Below are 18,166 nucleotides of genomic sequence, written 5' to 3'. Positions count from 1 at the left end.
GCCGCCCTCGACGGCTGGGTAAAAGGGGTCAAACTCGACGGATAGCCCATGTTAGAGAAACTTCGCGAGCGCCTGCAAGCGCAGGCTCCCCGGCGGCTGGGACTCGACCTGCCGCAGGCCGCCGTGCTGATTCCGCTGGTGACTCGCGCACAACCGACACTGCTGTTCACGCGCCGCGCCGCCCATCTCGCCACCCACAGCGGCCAGGTCGCCTTCCCCGGCGGCAAGCGTGAACCCCAGGATACCGACCTGCTGGCCACCGCACTGCGCGAGTCCCACGAGGAGATCGGCCTGGCCCGTGAACGAGTCGAGATTCTGGGCCGACTGTCGGACGTCATTTCGCTGCATGGCATCCTGGTCACCCCCTATGTGGGAGCCATTCCGCCCGACCTGCCGCTGGCCGCGGACCCCGCCGAGCTGGATGCCATCTTCGAAGTGCCGCTGCAGCACTTCCTGGATGATCGCCGGACCCATACCGATGTCATCCATGTCGACGGGCGTGATCATTACGTGCCCAGCTACCGCCAGGGCGAGCACACCATCTGGGGGCTGTCCTCGATGATGCTGGTCGACCTGCTGGCCAATGGTTTCGCCATGCCGATCAACCTCTTCCAGCGACCGGCGGGACCGTTGCGCCACCATCCGCTGCGCCGAGAACCCATTGCATGACACAGCCACACTCCCCCAGCCAGCCGCCGATCGCCCAGGAGCGCGTGGACGAGCTGATCGACAGTCTGGTCGAACGGGGCTGGTATGTCGGCCGCGACTTCCTGCCGGATGCCCTGTGCCAATCGCTGCTCGCCGAGCTCGACGACAAGACCCGGCGTGATGCGCTGGTGGCCGCCGGGATCGGACGCGGCGACCAGCATCATCTGCGCCGCGACATCCGCGGTGACGCCATCTACTGGCTGGACCGCGAGAGTCAGGCGCAACGGCGATATCTGGAGACCATGGCAGAACTGCAACAAGCCCTGAATCAGGCGCTGTTTCTGGGCCTCTTCGAGTACGAGGCGCATTTCGCCCGCTATCCACCGGGCAGCTTTTATCGGCGTCACCTGGACAGCTTTCAGGGGCGCGCCAACCGCATCGTCTCCACCGTCGGCTACCTGACGCCCGACTGGCCGGCGGATGGCGGCGGCGAGATGGTGATCTACTCGCCCGATGATGACCGCGAAGTGGCCCGCGTCCTGCCGGAAGCCGGCACCCTGGTATGCTTCATGGCCGAGACGATTCCCCACGAAGTCCTGCCCACGCACCGGCCACGCGCCAGCATCGCCGGCTGGTTTCGCCGCAACGCCTCCCTGGGTGGCCTGGTGGACCCGGCACGCTGATTCGGGGTCAGGAGTCGCGGCGCGTCACGGACAGCACATCGCCGACCCGCAGGGCAGCATCCACACCGGCCAGTGGAATGGCATTCTGACCGAAGAAGGCCCCCTTCCAGCCCGGCTGCGTATCCATCTCGGCGAGCGTCTTCAGGGGCTCCTTGGGTGACGGCGCCTCACCGCTCTGCTGGTCCTGGGTGATGATCTTGCAGCGCTTGCAGGGCTTGCGCAGGCCCAGTCGAACACCGCTTGCCTGCAGCTGGATATCATCCCACTGGCGTTCGTCGAAGGCCGTGCCGCCGGCGACCACGATGTTGGGACGAAAGCGGCTCATGGGCACAGGCCCTTCGCCCTTTTCGGCCAGCCGGGCATTCAGAGCACTCAGCGAGGCGTCGGATGTGACCAGTACGGCATAACCATCGGCGAAGCCGGTATGGGCCTTTTCTCCCCGCAGATAGTCAGGCTCGATGGCGCGTCTGGCCTCATCCGGGAAGCGCACCAGGCGCAGTCCACTGCTGCCGAGCGGACCCAGCACCCGGGTCAGCCAGCGCGCCGCCTCGGGGCCTTCATCGATGGCCTCACAGTGATCCTTGAAGATGCGCACCTCGAGTCGCGGCGCCGACGCCTCGGGTTCGAGGGCCACCGACAGCGGTTCCTCGACGGCATCATGCTCCAGCACCAGGGCATCCGGCGTGAGGCCAACCCGCACTTGGGCCATGGCGGCGAGCTCGCGCTGGGTCACGAAGCGGTTGTCGTCGTCGACGACCATCCACTGCCGATCGAAGGCCAGGCCTCGTTCGGTCAGGACGGCCTGGTCCAGGGTAATGCCCCGCAGGGACTTGACCGGGTAAATATTGAGTTGAGTGATCTGCACCTTGCCTCCTTGCGATGGCGCGTTCCGGGAAACGCCAGCCGTCATCCGCTACCACGGCCTCGATAACCGGGCGCTCGGGGAGCCGTTCCGTGCAGGATGACAGGCCCGACGATATCAGAACGACGGCTTGCGCTTTTCGACGAAGGCCGTCATGCCCTCGCTCTGTTCGTCACCGGCAAAGCACAGCGCGAAAAGGCTGTTTTCGAGCGCCAGGGCCGTGTCCTGATCCTGGTCCATGCCCTCGTGAACGGCCTGCTTGGCACTGCGTACCGCCTGGGGACCATTGCCGCCCAGCTGTCGCGTCAGTTCCACGACATAATCCTCGAGCTCGCTCTGGGTCATGACGCGATTGACCAGGCCGATGCGCAGGGCTTCCGCGGCATCGATCTTGCGGCCGGTGGTCACCAGGTCGATCGCCATGGCCGGCCCGACCCGCCGCGGCAGCCGTTGGGTACCGCCGAAGCCGGGAATCACACCCAGCTGCACCTCCGGCTGGCCGAACACGGCATTGTCACTGGCCACCGCCCAGTCACAGGCCAGCGCCAGTTCACAGCCACCGCCCAGGCAGAAACCGTTGACCAGTGCGACCACCGGCACCGGCAGCGACTCGAGCCGCTTGATGGTGGCCTGTGCCCTGGCGGCGAAATCGCGCGCCTGCTGGGGCGTCTTGTCGCGCATCTCGGTGATGTCCGCCCCGGCCACGAAGGCCTTGTCACCCGCCCCGGTGATCAGCACCGCACGCAGGTGAGAACGGGACTCGAGATCCACCAGAACCCGTTCCAGTTCGGCGATCAAGTCACTGTTCAAGGCATTGAGGGCCTGGGGGCGAGTGAGGGTCAGACGCACGATACCGTCATGGTCCTGGATATCGATCAGGGTGTCGCTCATGCTGCTTCCTCGGGTTGTGAGAGGCCACCGTGAAGGGCCTGCTGGAAAGCCGTTCTGCCTACCCTAGCGAACGCTCGGTCGAACGGCAATCGCCGCGTGTCTGCTGCCGGCAGGTACTCAGCGGACGACGGGATCCTGGCTCAGGGCATCCAGACCGGCCTCGATCACCGCACGCTGGGCCCGCCCCAGGGGTAGCCAGTGTCGCAGGGCAAAATCCGCCGCCGCCAGCTTGGCGGAATAGAAGGCATCCTGGCTGCCGCCCTGCAGGGCGGCATCGGCCACCAGGGCGGCCTGCCCCATCTGCCAGCCACACAGCACATGCCCCGCCAGCGTCAGGAAGGGAGTCGCCAGGGCCTGGATCGCATCCTCGCCGTGCGTGCTATCACGGCCGGCATCGAGGACGACCCGCATCGCCGCCCGCAGGTCATGGGCACCGGCCGCCAGGCTCTCGCCGAGGGCCGAGAGCCGGGCATGGGCCACCAGCGCCGCAGCCGTGGCATCCACCTCATCGATCAACGACGCCAGGGCCGCGCCATCATCACGCGACAGCTTGCGCCCGGCCAGATCCAGCGCCTGGATGCCATTAGTGCCCTCATAGATGGCCGCGATGCGCACATCACGCCACAGCTGCGCTGCCCCGGTCTCCTCGATGTAGCCCATGCCGCCATGCACCTGAATGCCCAGCGAGGCAATATCCACGGCCTGATCGGTGGAAAAGGCCTTGACCACCGGAATCAACACATCGACCCGCGCCTGGGCCGCGCGACGCTGCTCGTCATCAGCGGCGTGCCGCGCCTGATCCATGTCGCTGGCACAGCTCAGCGCCAGGGCGCGCAGGGCCTCGGTGCGCGCACGCATCGACAGCAGCATGCGCCTGACGTCGAAATGCTCGGCAATCGCGCACTCCTGGCCGCCGCGACGCCCCTGACGACGCTCCGCGGCATGCGCCAGCGCTTGCTGGCAGGCCCGTTCGGCCACGCCGATGCCCTGGATGCCGACCTTGTGGCGTGCCGCATTCATCATGGTGAACATCTGGTTCAGGCCACGTCCCGGCTCGCCCACCAGATAGCCGATGGCACCGCCGTGGTCGCCGAAGCTGAGCGAACAGGTCGGTGAACCATGGATGCCCATCTTGTGCTCCAGCCCGGTACAGATGACATCATTGAGTTCGCCGGGGTTGCCCTGCTCGTCGACCAGCCGTCGGGGGACCAGAAACAGCGAGATACCCTTGTTGCCCCGGGGTGCATCGGGCAGACGCGCCAGCACCAGATGGAGGATATTTTCGGCCAGCTCTTGCTCGCCCCAGGTGATATAGATCTTCTGGCCGGTCAGCCGATACTCGCCTGCCACATCCCCCGGCACGGCGCGGGTACGCACCTGTGACAGGTCCGAGCCGGCCTGGGGTTCGGTCAGGTTCATGGTGCCGGTCCAGCGGCCCTCGACCAGGGGCGGGAGGTAGCGGGCACACAGCGCGTCATCGCCATGCTGGATCAGCGCCTCGATGGCGCCGGCGGTCAGCATCGGGCAAAGCGCCAGGGCCATGTTGGCGCCATGCAGCATCTCCTGGACAGCGCTGGCTACCACCTCGGGCAGGCCCTGGCCATCATGGGCCTGGTCGACACCGATGCCGTTCCAGCCACCCTCGGCATAGGCCCGATACGCCTCGGCGAAACCCTCAGGCACGCTCACCCTGCCATTCGCATCCCGCCGACAGCCCTGCTGGTCACCCGGGGCATTGAGCGGCGCCCAGACATCGCTTGCCAGGCGCCCGGCTTCCTCGAGCACGGACTCGACCAGGTCGGCGTCGACTTCCTCGAAGCCGGGTAGCGACAACACCTGGTGCTCCAGCACCTCTTGCAGCATGAATCGATGGTCACGCAGGGGCGGCGTATAGGGCGTCATGCAGACTCCTTGGCGGGTAGATGGTGCCCCGAGCTTAGGGTCACGACGGCCACGCGACCATTAGGCCTAGGTCGCACCGGGCGTCGGGGCAGTCGGCGGCTCATCGAAATAGACAATGTGCGCCTCATGGCGTGGTGGCGGCCCAACCAGCGGCTCGGCCACCGCGACGTCGGCCACCGCCCGCGACAGGTCCTCCACATGCTCGTGCTCACGCGCGCCCTGCACCCACTCATCGGTGACCACGAGTTCGGCGCCCACCGCGCTGAGCGGTGTGGCCGGCGAGAATGGCGCCACCGGCAGAGGCGCCGGCCGCACACGACGACGCCAGCCGAAAAAGGCCACCAGGCTCAGCCCCAGCACGCCCAGGCACCAGAACAAACCGTCATCGCCCAGCACCGACATGACCGGCGTGATGACCGGCGGGCTGAGGGTTGAGCCGATGGCATTGATCAACAGCAAGCCCTGGCTCATGCGCACCAGAGCGCCGGCCGGGGCCCGGTCCGCGGCATGCCCCACCGACACCGGGTAGAGCGTGAAGATCCCGCCCCCCAGCATGAACAGGGCCGCTGCTAGGCCCCAGGATGTCAACGGCACCAGCAGCACGACACCGGCGATCAGCGCACAGCAAGCCCCCAGCAGGATCAGTACCAGCTGACGGTCATGGCGATCCGACCAGCGCCCGACCGGATACTGCAGCAGCATGGCGCCCAGCACCATCACCGCCATGAACTGCCCGACCCGCTCGACATCATGTCCCACGCGCTGCAGGTACAGGGGCAGCAGGGTATAGACCGCGGCGACTGCCAGGCCGGAGCCGAAGCTGCCCATCACGCCGGTCGGTGTCAGGCGCATCAGGCGCGCCGGCGACAGCGGCTCGGCCTTTTCGAGCAACGGGGTGACGCGCGGAATCATCGCCATCGGCAGCACCGACAGCGACGCCAGCATGCCGATGATCATGAAGGGCGCCAGCTCGCCCAGCGCCAGGGTCACGCCGAGCATCAGCTGACCGACGACGCCGGCGGCATAGACGGCGATCATGTAAAGCGCCAGCAACCGACCTCGCACGCGTGGCTCACCGACCGCCAGCAACCAGTTCTCGATGACCAGAAAGACCCCGACCGTGGCCCAGCCGGCAACCAGGCGCAGCACGAACCAGGCCCAGGCCTCGACCAGCAGGCCCTGCAGCAGCACGGTCACGGCCACCAGCGAGGCGAAGCTGCCATAGGCCCGAATGTGTCCGATGGCCAGCAACAGGCGATCATTGAGCAGCGCCCCCAGCGCCAAACCCAGGAAATAGGCCGAGGACACCCAGCCGATGATCTGGGGCGAATAACCGGCAGAATCCAGGCGCAGCGTGGTCAGGGTGACCAGTGCCCCATTGCCGATCGCCAGAATGAACAGCCCCAGCAGAGGGGCCAGCGCCATGAGCAGTAATTGCCGTGACATGTGAGGTTCTCGAGGCAAGCCAACAGGAAGAGAGCGGCAACCACAAACCCGGGGTGCCGAGTTCAAGCGCGAAGCAATATACGCCTGCCGCTCGCCGCGGCCAATCGATTTCGCTCACCTCGTGATGCCCGCTCGGGAGATAACCGGCGGACACTCGATCAAGGCTTCTGCATCAGCACCACATCGGCATCGACCAGCTCGACGTTGAGGCCGAAGCGTTGCCCGAGCCACGCGAAGGTGGCATCGGCGAAGAAGGCCACATGGGTCGGGTCGCGGATATAATGCCAGGTGGCAAAGGCCTCTCGGGAGCGCACGCGCTTGGTCATCACCCCCAGCCAGCCTCCGGCGTGGAGATGCGCGACCAGGCGCTCGATCTCGGCGCCCGGATGCGCGAGATGCTCGAAGACTTCCGTGGCCGTGATGACATCGTACTGACACTGCCAGACCGCATCGTCCGGGGCATAGAAGGGGTCATAGAGCGCCATTCGATGCCCCGCTTCCTCGAGCATCAGCGACAGGGTCGGCCCCGGCCCGCAGCCGAAATCCAGACCCCGCGCCGGCGTCGGCAGGCGTTCCCGCAGCGGCGTGCACAGTCGGTCGAGAAAGCGCCGATACCCGGAATCCGCGCCATGATTGTCATGGAGATCATAGACAGCCTTCTCCTCGGCCGCCGAGAGGTGTTGCCATGCCGGCACGAAAACCAGCGAACATTGTCCACACACCAGATAATCGCGTTGTTTATCACGATGATAGCCGCTGGTATCGGGAGAAGCGCATAGCGGACACGTCTGCATCATCGTATTCTCTGGTCAGGGACAACACTCAAGGAGACTTTCATGCTGTCAGGTCTGGACCACCTGGTCATCACCGTGACCGACATTTCGCGAGCCGTGGACTTCTACACGCGCGTCCTGGGACTCGATGTGCGCTATCGGGACCAGGAGCGCGTCGACCTGATGCTGGGCAGCATGGCACTGCGCCTGCACTGGACCGCCACCGATATCGAACCGCGGGCGGCCACCCCGACTCCCGGCAGCCTCGACCTCTGCCTGCGCAGCCGCCTGCCGCTGGAGGAAGTCCAGCATCACCTGCATGCCCTGTCCGTGGACATCGAGCTGGGGCCCGTCACGCGCCAGGGCGCCACCGGCGAGATCGAGTCTCTCTACCTGCGCGACCCGGATGGCAACCTGCTGGAAATCTGCCGGCCGCTGCGCTGAGTGAGTAATCGGCGCGACTGGCATCATCCGAGCTGGCAGGTATCATGGTGCAGGACTCCACATTCACTGCCCTTCAAGGAAGACGCATGAGCGACTACAACGCCCAGGACCCCGCGGTCCTCGATGATTCCCCCAAGCCCGACACCACCATCCCCATGGTGATCTATGCGTTGCATCTGGCGGGCATCGTCACCGGCGGGCTGACCTCGCTGGTCGGCGTGGTCATGGCCTACGTCTATCGCGGCCAGGGGCCACACTGGCTCGATGAACATTACCGTTATCAGATCCGTACCTTCTGGATGGGCCTGGTGTATTTCGCCGTTTCGGGCCTGCTGACCTTCATCCTGATCGGCTTTCTGACCTGGCTGCTGGCCGTCATCTGGCTGGTCATTCGTTGCGTCAAGGGCTTCAAGGGACTCCAGGAGGAACGTCAGCCGGACAATGTGGATACCTGGCTGGTGTGATGCATGGCTGACCCAAGACCGTCCCACGACTCGCTCCCCCGTCATGACTGGCAGAGCCGCGCCATCGCCACGCTGTGGCAGGGCCTGTCCGGCTGGCGCCCCGCGTCACTGTGGCGCCTGGCCCGCCTGACGGGGCCTGTGGTGGAGCGCTTGAGCAAGCGCGAGCGCCGAGTTACCCGCATCAACCTGACCCAGGCCTATCCCGACATGAGTCAGTCCGCGTGCCAGCGCCTGGCCAGGGACAGCCTGACCCACTCCAGCGCCACCATGCTCGAACTGGGCTTCGCCTGGCGCGGTGCGCCGGAGCGGGTCGCCGCCTCGATTCAGGAGGTGCACGGCCGCGAGCTGCTGGACGAGGCGCGCCGGCAAGGGCGAGGCGTCATCGTGCTGGCTCCGCACTTCGGCAACTGGGAAGTCCTCAATTTCTGGCTGTCCAGCCACTTTCCCTTCACCGCCATGTACGAGCCCCCCAAGCTGGCCGCCCTCGACCCCATCATCCGCCAGGGACGCGAGCGTCAGGGCGCCAGCCTGGTGCCCACCAATCCTCGCGGCGTGGCGGCCCTGCTCAAGGCGCTGAAGCGCAGCGAGGCGGTGGGTATCCTGCCCGACCAGGAACCCGACTGGGGAAGCGGCATCTTTGCCCCCTTCTTCGGTCGACAGGCCTATACCGCTACCCTGCTGCCCAAGCTGGTGGCGCGTACCGACGCCAGGGTGGTGACGGGGGTGGCGCGACGCCTGCCCGGTCGCGGTTTCGCCATCCACTTCCTGGCCGCCGACGAGCGGGTTCAGGACAGCGACGAAAGCCGCTCGGCCGCCGGCGTCAATGCCAGTGTCGAAGCAGCCATCGCGCTGGACCCGGCGCAGTACCAATGGGAATACAAGCGCTATCGCAAGACCCCGGAAGAGGAACAGCAGTTGCCGGAGTGGCGACAGTTCCGCCTTTACCGCTAAGCAAACACCCTCCAGGAAACGCTGCCGTTACGTGGAACCTTTGTGCGATATTGTCGACAAAGGTGACGAAATATTGGATCCTCACGGTCATTCCTGCACATCACGGTCGCGTCTGGCTCATCCGGCGCGCCATGGATGTCGTGATGCAGGACCCGACCACAGTGTAGAACCGGGGATATCACAACAATACTCCGGCATGCTCAAACCTCCTGGACCGGCTTGCGCGGGGAAGTGCCGGCGGGACCCCATGGAGATGCGCAACATGAAGTTGCCCAGTCAAATCCTGGCCATGGCGCTGGGAAGCCTGGTGGCGCTGGACGCCGCCGCCTCATCACACAGCGAGCTGTTCGACCGCATTGCCAAGCGGGCAAAGACACTCGCCAGCAAGCCCTATGAAGACACCGGCTCGGAGATCCCCAAAGCGCTGGCCGAGCTGAATTACGATCAGTATCGGCAGATACGTTTCCGTCAGGAGCATGCCATCTGGCGGGATCAGGGGCTGTTCGAGGTGCAGTTGTTCCATCCCGGTTTCCTCTATGAGCAACCGGTCAGCATTAATCTGGTAGGCTCCGATGGCGAGTCACGACCATTGCCCTTCGATGCGTCCCGCTTTCGCTATGACGGCGAGGTCACGCACCTGGCCGACAAGAACTTCAGCGACCTCGGCCATGCCGGTTTTCGGCTGCATTACCCTCTGAACAGCGGCGAATACCGCGACGAGTTCATGGTCTTTCTGGGCGCGTCCTACTTTCGCATGATCGGCCGCGGCCAGGGCTACGGGCTGTCCTCGCGCGGCCTGGCCATCGATACCGCGGAACCCCAGGGTGAGGAGTTTCCTGCCTTTCGCGAATTCTGGCTGGTCAAGCCCGAGCCGGACGCAACCCGGATGACCGTCATGGCACTGCTCGATAGCCCCTCGGTGACTGGCGCCTACCGTTTCGATATCGATCCCGGCCGTCAGACGGTCGTCGACACACACGCCAGGCTTTACGCGCGCAAGGATGTCAACAAGCTCGGCGTGGCGCCACTGACCAGCATGTTCATGCATGGTGGTCTGGGCGGCTATCCGGCCGACGATTACCGCCTGCGAGTGCATGACTCCAGCGGCCTGGCCTTGCATTCCGGTCACGGCGAACGCATCTGGCGTCCCTTGAGCAACCCCGCAAAGCTTCATATCTCGAGTTTTCAGGATACCTCGCCCAAGGGCTTCGGGCTGGTGCAGCGACCGCGCCACTTCCAGGGCTACCTGGATGCCGAGGCACGCTACGAAAAGCGTCCCAGTCAGTGGGTAACGCCCCTGAGTGACTGGGGCAAGGGCCACGTCGAGCTGGTCGAGATTCCCTCGGATAGTGAAGCCAACGACAACATCACCGCCTACTGGGTGCCGCAGGAGCCGTTCGAGGCCGGCGAATCGCGCAGCTATCGTTATCGGCTGCGAACCTTCGGCACCACGCCCCCCGACCAGCAGCTCGGCCACGTCATTCGCAGCCGCCAGGGCTGGGCGGCACTGCCGGGACAGGACGACCCGCCGCCGCCCAGCCAGCGGCTCTTCATCGTCGACTTCAGAGGTCCCGCCCTGGAGGGCCTCGAGGCCGATCAGCCAGTCAAGTCACAGCTGACCACCTCGAACGGCGACATCGTTCAGCAGTGGGTACAGCAATTGCCCGATGGAAAGACCTGGCGCGCCAGTTTCCGACTCGCCCCGGAGGAAAGCACGCCGGCCGACATGCGACTGAAGCTGATGCTGCGCGGCCAGCCGCTGACCGAAACCTGGAATTATGTCTGGTATCCCGATGAGCGCCGCTGAGTCCCGGGCCATGGTGGCTCCTGTCCCCTTCAGGCGCACCCGGCGGCTGATTTTCGCGCTGCTGGTGGCCGCAACCACGATCCTTGGCCTGTGGACCATGTTTCGCATTCTCCATGTCGGCGGCCTGACGCCACTCGAACTGTCGGTGATGGCGCTGTTCACGGTGACCTTCGGCTGGATTGCGGTCGCCTTCTGGAGTGGCCTGATCGGTTTTGCTCTGTCGATCATGCGCCGCGACCCGCTCAGCCTGGCCCGTGCCTGCGACTCCCGACCGCCGGAGTCTGCCCACTCTGTCACGGCCCTGGTCATGCCGATCCACAACGAGGATGTCGAACGCGTGGCGGCGGGCCTCGAGGCCACCTGCCGTGACCTGCCGCCACAGACCGCCGCGCGACGCATCGAGGCCTTCGTGCTCAGCGACAGCACGGATGCCGACAGCATCGACCGCGAGCACGAGGTCATGGCGGCATTGCAACAGCGGCTGGCCGACCACTGCCGGCTGCATTATCGCCACCGCGACAGCAATGCCGGACGCAAGGCGGGCAACCTCGGGGACTTCTGCGAGCGCTGGGGCGCCCATTACGACTTCATGCTGGTACTCGATGCCGACAGCCTGATGAGCGGCGACACCATCCACCAGATGATCGCGCAGATGGAAGCCAACCCAAACCTCGGCCTGCTGCAGACCGTGCCCATCCCGGTTCGCCAGGACAGCCTGTTCGGGCGCGCCAACCAGTTCGCCGCCGCCGTCTACTCGCCCATGCTCGCCAGCGGCCTGAGCTTCTGGCAATCCGATGCCGCCAACTACTTCGGTCATAACGCCATCCTGCGCGTCGCGGCCTTCACCGCCCATTGCGGCCTGCCCGAATTGCCCGGCCGGCCACCACTGGGCGGCGATATCCTCAGCCACGACTTCGTCGAGGCCGCCCTGCTGCGCCGCGCGGGCTGGGAAGTGCGTATGCGCACCGACCTGGGCGGCAGCTTCGAGGAAATGCCGAGCCATATCCTCGACTACGCCAAGCGCGATCGCCGCTGGGTCCAGGGCAACCTGCAGCATCTGCGATTGCTGGGCGGCAGCGGCCTGCACATGGTCAGCCGGGTGCATTTCCTGTGCGGTGCCCTGGCCTACCTGTCATCCCTGGTATGGCTGGCGATACTCGTCGTCAGCACCGCCGATGCGCTGCTGCATGCACTGATCGATCCCAACTTCTTCACCTCCGACGCCCAGCTGTTTCCGGACTGGCCGATCTCTCCGCCCAACCTCATCATGCCCTTGCTGGGCGGCACCCTGGCGATGCTGCTGATGCCCAAGGTGCTGGGTGTGGCCCTGGCCTGGCGACAGTCGGCGGCAGCGTTCGGCGGGCGCGCCCGACTGCTCGCCAGCGCCCTCCTGGAAGCCCTGTTCGCCATCCTGATCGCGCCCCTGATGATGGTCTTTCACAGCCGTTTCGTGATTGAGGTGCTGTGTGGCCGTACCGTGGCCTGGAATGCCCAGTCCCGGGAGGGGCGCGCCCTGCCCTGGCGGGACGCCGTTCGCTACACCTGGCCCGGCACCCTGGTGGGCGCCATCTGGGCAGGCGTGACCTGGTGGTACACCCCCGGCTTCTTCTGGTGGTTGACGCCCGTCTGGCTGGGTCTGCTGCTCGCCGCGCCCCTGGTGCGCTTCAGCAGCAGCCTGACCATCGGCCGACGCCTGCGCCGACGCGGCCTGCTGCTGGTGCCCAGCGAGACCTCGACCCCCGCCGTGGTGAGTCGCCTGGCCGATCAGGTCCCGTTGGAGGACGCGGCCAAGCTCACGCCGCCGCCCGCGGAATACCGCCGCGCCATGCCGTTACAATCCTTTGCCGGCGACTGGGCACTGGCACCGGGTGACAAGAAGGAGTCCGCCACTGGCCCCTGACCCCCCTGTTCAAGCCTCGACGAGGTGTTAGAGTAGAGGCTCTCGCTTGACGGGGTGCCGGTTACACCGGCTGAGATGACGCTCGCCCTCAGGGGCACAGCGTTGATCCCGTGGAACCTGATCCGGGTGGCGGCGACCCATGGTCGCCCGTGAACCGGCGTAGGGAATCAAGCGCAGCGCCCGGTGCCGCTGATACCGGTCGTCCTGCCTGCTCGTTTCGCTGCGCCCACATGCCGGATCCCGACACCGGAGACATGATGGGTTACCAATTTCACGACCTGACCGACGCCTGCCAGACAGACTGGCGCGCCTACATCGAGCACGACTTCGTGCGTTCGCTGGGCGATGGCAACCTGGCCCCCGAGGCCTTTCGTCACTACCTGCAACAGGACTATCTGTTCCTGATTCACTTCTCGCGCGCCTATGCCCTGGCGGCCTACAAGAGCCACGACCTGGCCGAGCTGCGCCACGCCTTCGAGGGCCTCAAGACCATCCTCGACGTCGAACTCGATCTGCATGTGGGATTTTGCCGCGAATGGGGCATCAGCGAGGAGGACCTGGCCAGACTGCCCGAAGCCCGCGCCACCCTGGCCTACACGCGCTATGTGCTGGACACCGGCAGCCGCGGCGACCTGCTCGACCTGCACGTGGCGCTGGCGCCCTGTCTGGTGGGTTACGGCGAGATCGCCAACTGGTTGAACGCGCGACCGAGCACCCGGCGGGGCGACGCCAACCCCTTCGAGGCCTGGATCGCCATGTACTCGAGTGATGACTTCCAGGCCGCCATGCGCGACGAGATCGCCTGGCTCGACGCCCGCCTGGCCGAGGTGACGCCGGCGCGTTTCACTCGACTGGCGGAGATCTTCCGCGACGCCACCCGCCTGGAAATCGACTTCTGGCAGATGGGCCTCGACCAGACCACTTGAAGCCCCGGTGGCTAAGGTCGCCACTCTCGGACACCAGCGTTGGTGGGTGCCGGATGCCGTCCACCCTGTGGGCTGGCATGCTATCTGCATGAGACATTCCGGTTCCTGACGCGAGGGTGGCGGCCATGATGCCCAGATCACATTCCACACCGATCGATGCGGTGCATTTTCGGCGCCGCACCCACCAGCATCTGGAGATGCTGTATGGCCCGCGGGCCGATGAAGTCCTGCGCCGCCTGGAGACCCTGCTGACTCACCAGGCCCCGACCAGATCGACGCAGGACACCGCCCCGGTGCCGCTGTGGAGCCAGCGTGACCAGTGGCTGATCAGCTACGGCGACAGCCTGGTCGCCGATGACATGCCGCCCCTGCAGGTGCTCGAGGACTTCCTGACCCGCCACCTGGGCGACACCCTGAGCGGCGTGCACATCCTGCCCTTCTTCCCCTGGAGCAGCGATGACGGTTTCTCGGTCATTCACTATCGCGAGGTCAATGCCGAACTCGGTGACTGGGATGACATCCAACGCCTGGGCCGGCGCTTCGATCTGGGGGTCGACCTGGTACTCAACCACGTCTCGCGGGAGTCGCTGTGGTTTACCGACTACCTGGCCGGCAGCCAGCCGGGCCGCGACTACTTCATCGAGATGGACCCGGATACCGACCTCTCGGCGGTCGTGCGGCCGCGCAGCTCGCCATTGCTGGTCAAGGTGCCGACCCGGCGCGGGGTGCGCCACCTGTGGGCGACCTTCTCGGAAGACCAGATCGACCTGAACTTCGCCAATCCGGATGTGCTGCTGGAGTTCATCGGCATCCTGCTGTTCTATCTCGACCAGGGCGCCAGGGTGATTCGCCTGGATGCCATCGCCTATCTCTGGAAACAGCTGGGTACGTCCTGCATTCATTTGCCCCAGACCCACGAGGTGGTGCGCCTGCTGCGCACCATCATCGACCATGTCGCCCCCGATGCCCTGCTGTTAACCGAGACCAATGTGCCCCACGAGGAAAACATCAGCTATTTCGGTCTCGATCGGCTGACGGCACCCGGCGCGAGCGACGCCTCCCCCGACGAGGCGCATCTGGTCTATCAGTTTCCCCTGCCGCCCCTGCTGCTGCACACCCTGACCTGCGGCGAAGCCGGCACCCTGGCGGCCTGGCTGCGCAGCCTGCCCGAACTGCCTCCGGGCTGCAGCTTCCTGAACTTCACGGCAAGCCACGACGGCATCGGTGTTCGCCCCCTGGAAGGCTGGCTGCCACAGCATGACATCGATGCCCTGGTCGAACTGATGCACCGCTTCGGCGGCTACGCCAGCATGCGTACCCGGGACGATGGCACGGATGCCCCCTACGAGCTCAATATCACCTGGTTCGACGCCATGAAGGGCAGCCGTCGCGGCCCGGATGCCTGGCAGACGCCCCGCTTCCTGTGCAGCCAGCAACTGATGCTCGGCCTGCGCGGCATCCCGGCGATCTATCTGCACGTGCTCACGGGGACCCTCAACGACCTGGAAGGCGTGGAACGCAGCGGACGCCTGCGCTCGATCAATCGCCGCCGCTGGCAGCGAGACGAGCTCGAATGGCTGCTCGAAACGCCCGCCACCCCGACCCGGGAAGTCTTCAAGTCATTGACCCGGATGCTGGATGCGCGGCGGCAGGAGCCCTGCTTCCACCCCGATGCACCGCAGCGGGTGCTGGACACGCCACCCAGCCTGATCGCCCTGCAACGCGGCCCGACCGCTGACGGCCGCCGCCTGATCGCCGTGCACAACGTCACCGACCGGCCCCAGCCACTCGAACTCCCGGAACTGGCCCAGGGCCAGTGGCACGACCTGCTCGCCCAGGCTCCCTGGAACCACGAAGAAACCCTCGCCCCCTACCGGAGCCTGTGGCTGGTCAGCGAAGGGTCGGGGTGAAGCGAATAAGGAAGAAGGAGGCAGGAAGAAGGAAGAAGGAAGGCGGCATGACCCCCGACGGCATGGAGTCAAGGTTTTTTCTTCCCTCTTCAAGGCGCGTAGCGCCGTACTTCACTCTTCGTTCTTTGGTGGCGCGTAGCGCCGTACTTACCTCTTCAAGCGGCGCGAGCCGCGTTCTTCCTACTTAAAGCTTACAGCTTATAGCTCCCGGCGCAGCCGGGGGCATTATCCCCCTCGACGGCGTCGTGCAGGCGTTCGAGAACATCCGGGATGGCGGCGCGTACCCGGTTCCAGCTGGCGATAAAGGGGCGTTCCCCGGGATTGTCGAGGAAGGCCGCGCCGGCGTCGAGCAGGTTGCGGGCAAACAGCTCGACGGCCTGTTCCTCGGCGTGACGGTCCAGCGTCAGGCCGTTCATGGTGGCGTCGTGGTCGTAGGCCTCGATCAGGTCCAGCGCCAAGCGATAGTAGGTCGCCTTGAGGGTACGGAAGTCCTCGGCGCTGAAGGTCACCCCCTGGGTGGCCAGCTTGCGATAAAGCGCCTTGGCGATATCCAGGCTCATGCGATTGAGGCCGGCCGCGGCATCGTCTTCGGAAACCGGCTGATGCTTGTGGTCGTAGCTATCGGCCAGATCCACCTGACACAGACGGTGGGTCGAGTGATTGCGCTGCACCTCGGACAGCACACCGATCTCAAGGCCCCAGTCGGCGGGGATGCGGATGCCGTCGAGCACGTCACTGCGCATGGCGAACTCGCCCGACAAGGGATAGCGGAAGCTGTCCAGGTAATCCAGGTACGGCAAGGGGCCGGCGATGACCTTGAGCGCCCGCAGCAGGGGCGTGACCATCAGCCGTGACACCCGACCATTGAGCTTGCCCTCGGCAATACGCGGGTAATAGCCCTTGCAGAACTCGTAATTGAAGTGAGGGTGCGCCACCGGATAAAACAGCCGGGCCAGCATGCCGCGATCATAGGTCAGGATGTCACAGTCATGCAGGGCCACCACCTGGCTGCGGGCCGAGGCCTGAACATAGCCTGCGCAGTACCAGACATTGCGCCCCTTGCCGGGCTCCTGGGGCGAGAGCCCACGGGCCTCCAGCTCGCGGTCCAGGGCCGTCAGCTTGGGGCCATCATTCCACAGGATACGATGCCGCTGGGGAAGTCGCGCGAAGAACTCGCGGGCATGGCGAAACTGCGCCTCATCGGCCCGATCCAGGCCGATGACCACCTCCTCCAGATAGGGCGCGGCGGCAATTTCCTGAACGATATGGTTCAGCGCCGGGCCTTCCAGTTCGCTGTACAGGGACGGCAGAATCAGGCTCATCGGCCGCTGCCGGGAAAACTGCACCAGGTCGGCTTCCAGCGAATCGACCGAACGGTGGGTCAGGTTATGGAAGTCGGTAATGATACCGTTCTGGTGAAAATCACTCATGGGAACGCCCTCCCGGGGCGGCAGGTTCCAGGGGAGCAACGCCTTCGTTGCCCCACCAGTGCGTGACGCCCTCGGCCCAGCCGTCAGGCCCCATGGCCCGGCTGACATACAGGGCCGACTGGTTCGGCCTGACCGCGAGGCCATGGCGCGCGGGGATCACCACCGCGCTGTCGACGGCTTCCAGCATGCGGACGTCATTGGGCCCATCCCCCAGGGCCAGCGTCAGCGGTCGGACGCCCCGCATCGCCGCAAAACGCGTGATCAACCAGGTGACGGCATCGCCCTTGTCGGCTTCCCCGGTCACATGCCAGAAGCGGCCGCCCCGCACGCAACGTAGCCCGTCACCCTCCAGCGCTTGATGGAAGGCCTCGAGTTTTTCGTCGCTATCCTCCCAGATCAGCGGCTCACTGCCCTCGCGCATCCTGGCCAGGCGAGCCTGCGACTCGGGCAAACCGGTCAGATCGATCACGTGCTCCAGGGACATCTCGCTGATCGGCGTGAAATGCGCCCCCAGACGCTCGCGCCAGACCGCCAGCCGCTGACGGATGAAGCCGATATCGATACCCAGGGTATGCACCACCAGCCCATCGGCATCCGCTGAGTGAGAAGCATGTCGCCAGGCCATGGGCAGGCCCACCACGGCCCCGTTCTCGGCCACGAAGGGCGATGCCTCGAGCCCGAGTTCACGCCTCAGGCCGAGCAGCTCGCTGCGCGTCTTGCTGGTCACCGGAATCACCGGCACACCGAGACTCGCCAGACGCGTCAGCCAGTCAGCCGCCGGTGACCAGGCATAGCTGTAGTGATCCAGAAGCGAGCCGTCCAGATCACTGAACAACAAGCGCGGCGCATCGGGCGCGGTGACGGTAGACGACATGGCGATACCTGGCGTGTGTCATGGATATGGGGTTTCCCTTGCAGGCCGCGTGCCAACTTCACGCCAGCCGCCCATTTATCCCCGGGGCTGGCCGGTACCTGCACCATGAAGCGCCGTGGCAGCGCTCCACGGTACGCCGCGGCGCACCATCCAGGTGCACGCACCCATCACTGGGCGCAACCTCTACCCGAGTGGATAGCCTTCCGGACAACATGCTGGCGGCCGCGAGCGGGGCTGGTCTAGCAACGTGAATGA

The 18,166-nt window shown here is 65.7% G+C and carries 16 protein-coding genes and 1 riboswitch; of the genes, 9 read left to right on the top strand and 7 right to left on the bottom strand.

Annotation, left to right across the window (positions count from 1 at the left end; all coding sequences use genetic code 11):
• The first annotated feature begins 48 nt into the window (after window positions 1-48).
• Together HHA01_RS03210 and HHA01_RS03205 are read left to right on the top strand one after the other, a co-directional pair.
• Window positions 49-669: a CoA pyrophosphatase gene (locus HHA01_RS03210; RefSeq protein WP_141317671.1), complete on the top strand. Its 621-nt coding sequence runs from the start codon at window positions 49-51 to the stop codon at window positions 667-669.
• A complete protein-coding gene (locus tag HHA01_RS03205) occupies window positions 666-1,331 on the top strand; it encodes a 2OG-Fe(II) oxygenase (protein ID WP_141317670.1) in 666 nt (221 codons plus the stop codon). Before HHA01_RS03210 ends, HHA01_RS03205 begins: the two co-directional genes overlap by 4 nt.
• A 7-nt stretch (window positions 1,332-1,338) precedes the next feature.
• On the opposite strand, the gene HHA01_RS03200 is transcribed toward HHA01_RS03205, so the two are convergent.
• From HHA01_RS03200 to HHA01_RS03180, 5 genes are all read right to left on the bottom strand, one after another.
• The gene (locus HHA01_RS03200) at window positions 1,339-2,196 is read right to left on the bottom strand and encodes an MOSC domain-containing protein (RefSeq protein ID WP_141317669.1); all 858 of its coding nucleotides are present in this window, start codon (window positions 2,194-2,196) and stop codon (window positions 1,339-1,341) included.
• 114 nt (window positions 2,197-2,310) lie between these two features.
• Entirely contained in the window at window positions 2,311-3,084 is a 774-nt protein-coding gene (locus HHA01_RS03195; protein WP_141317668.1) for an enoyl-CoA hydratase-related protein, read from the bottom strand.
• A 117-nt stretch (window positions 3,085-3,201) separates the two neighbouring features.
• Entirely contained in the window at window positions 3,202-4,986 is a 1,785-nt protein-coding gene (locus HHA01_RS03190; RefSeq protein ID WP_141317667.1) for an acyl-CoA dehydrogenase, read from the bottom strand.
• A gap of 66 nt (window positions 4,987-5,052) precedes the next feature.
• Window positions 5,053-6,432 (bottom strand): MFS transporter, encoded by a 1,380-nt coding sequence (locus HHA01_RS03185; protein ID WP_141317666.1) that lies wholly within the window; start codon window positions 6,430-6,432, stop codon window positions 5,053-5,055.
• Between the two features lie 158 nt (window positions 6,433-6,590).
• Window positions 6,591-7,229 (bottom strand): class I SAM-dependent methyltransferase, encoded by a 639-nt coding sequence (locus HHA01_RS03180; protein WP_141317665.1) that lies wholly within the window; start codon window positions 7,227-7,229, stop codon window positions 6,591-6,593.
• A 39-nt stretch (window positions 7,230-7,268) separates the two neighbouring features.
• On the opposite strand from HHA01_RS03180, the gene HHA01_RS03175 reads away from it, so the two are divergent.
• The 7 genes from HHA01_RS03175 (at window position 7,269) to HHA01_RS03145 (ending at window position 15,607) form a co-directional block, all read left to right on the top strand.
• Entirely contained in the window at window positions 7,269-7,649 is a 381-nt protein-coding gene (locus HHA01_RS03175) for a VOC family protein (RefSeq protein WP_141317664.1), read from the top strand.
• Window positions 7,650-7,735: 86 nt separating this feature from the next.
• Window positions 7,736-8,113: a DUF4870 family protein gene (locus tag HHA01_RS03170; RefSeq protein WP_141317663.1), complete on the top strand. Its 378-nt coding sequence runs from the start codon at window positions 7,736-7,738 to the stop codon at window positions 8,111-8,113.
• Window positions 8,114-8,116: 3 nt separating this feature from the next.
• On the top strand, window positions 8,117-9,064 hold the full coding sequence (locus HHA01_RS03165; RefSeq protein WP_141317662.1) for a lysophospholipid acyltransferase family protein: 948 nt from the start codon (window positions 8,117-8,119) through the stop codon (window positions 9,062-9,064).
• A 262-nt stretch (window positions 9,065-9,326) separates the two neighbouring features.
• Window positions 9,327-10,871 carry an OpgD/OpgG family glucan biosynthesis protein gene (locus HHA01_RS03160; RefSeq protein ID WP_246053796.1) on the top strand — a complete coding sequence of 515 codons (1,545 nt, stop codon included), beginning with the start codon at window positions 9,327-9,329 and terminating at the stop codon, window positions 10,869-10,871.
• 10 nt (window positions 10,872-10,881) lie between these two features.
• Entirely contained in the window at window positions 10,882-12,771 is a 1,890-nt protein-coding gene (gene mdoH, locus HHA01_RS03155) for a glucans biosynthesis glucosyltransferase MdoH (RefSeq protein WP_246053795.1), read from the top strand.
• 40 nt (window positions 12,772-12,811) lie between these two features.
• Window positions 12,812-12,955: riboswitch (TPP riboswitch) on the top strand.
• Window positions 12,956-13,028: 73 nt separating this feature from the next.
• Complete coding sequence (gene tenA, locus HHA01_RS03150) at window positions 13,029-13,697, top strand: thiaminase II (protein ID WP_141317659.1); 669 nt, start codon at window positions 13,029-13,031, stop codon at window positions 13,695-13,697.
• Between the two features lie 128 nt (window positions 13,698-13,825).
• Entirely contained in the window at window positions 13,826-15,607 is a 1,782-nt protein-coding gene (locus tag HHA01_RS03145) for a sugar phosphorylase (protein ID WP_141317836.1), read from the top strand.
• Window positions 15,608-15,798: 191 nt separating this feature from the next.
• Here the strand turns inward: HHA01_RS03145 and HHA01_RS03140 are convergent, their stop codons facing one another.
• Complete coding sequence (locus HHA01_RS03140) at window positions 15,799-17,037, bottom strand: glycosyltransferase family protein (protein ID WP_141317658.1); 1,239 nt, start codon at window positions 17,035-17,037, stop codon at window positions 15,799-15,801.
• Window positions 17,030-17,911, bottom strand: a complete 882-nt coding sequence (locus HHA01_RS03135; protein WP_141317657.1) for an HAD-IIB family hydrolase — start codon at window positions 17,909-17,911, stop codon at window positions 17,030-17,032. The genes HHA01_RS03140 and HHA01_RS03135 overlap by 8 nt, the downstream gene beginning before the upstream one ends.
• Window positions 17,912-18,166: the final 255 nt, after the last annotated feature.

This window comes from Halomonas halmophila (assembly GCF_006540005.1).
In the GTDB taxonomy this organism is placed as follows: domain Bacteria; phylum Pseudomonadota; class Gammaproteobacteria; order Pseudomonadales; family Halomonadaceae; genus Halomonas; species Halomonas halmophila.
Note: the sequence above shows the minus strand (reverse complement) of the source record. Positions and strands in the feature narration are given on the sequence as shown.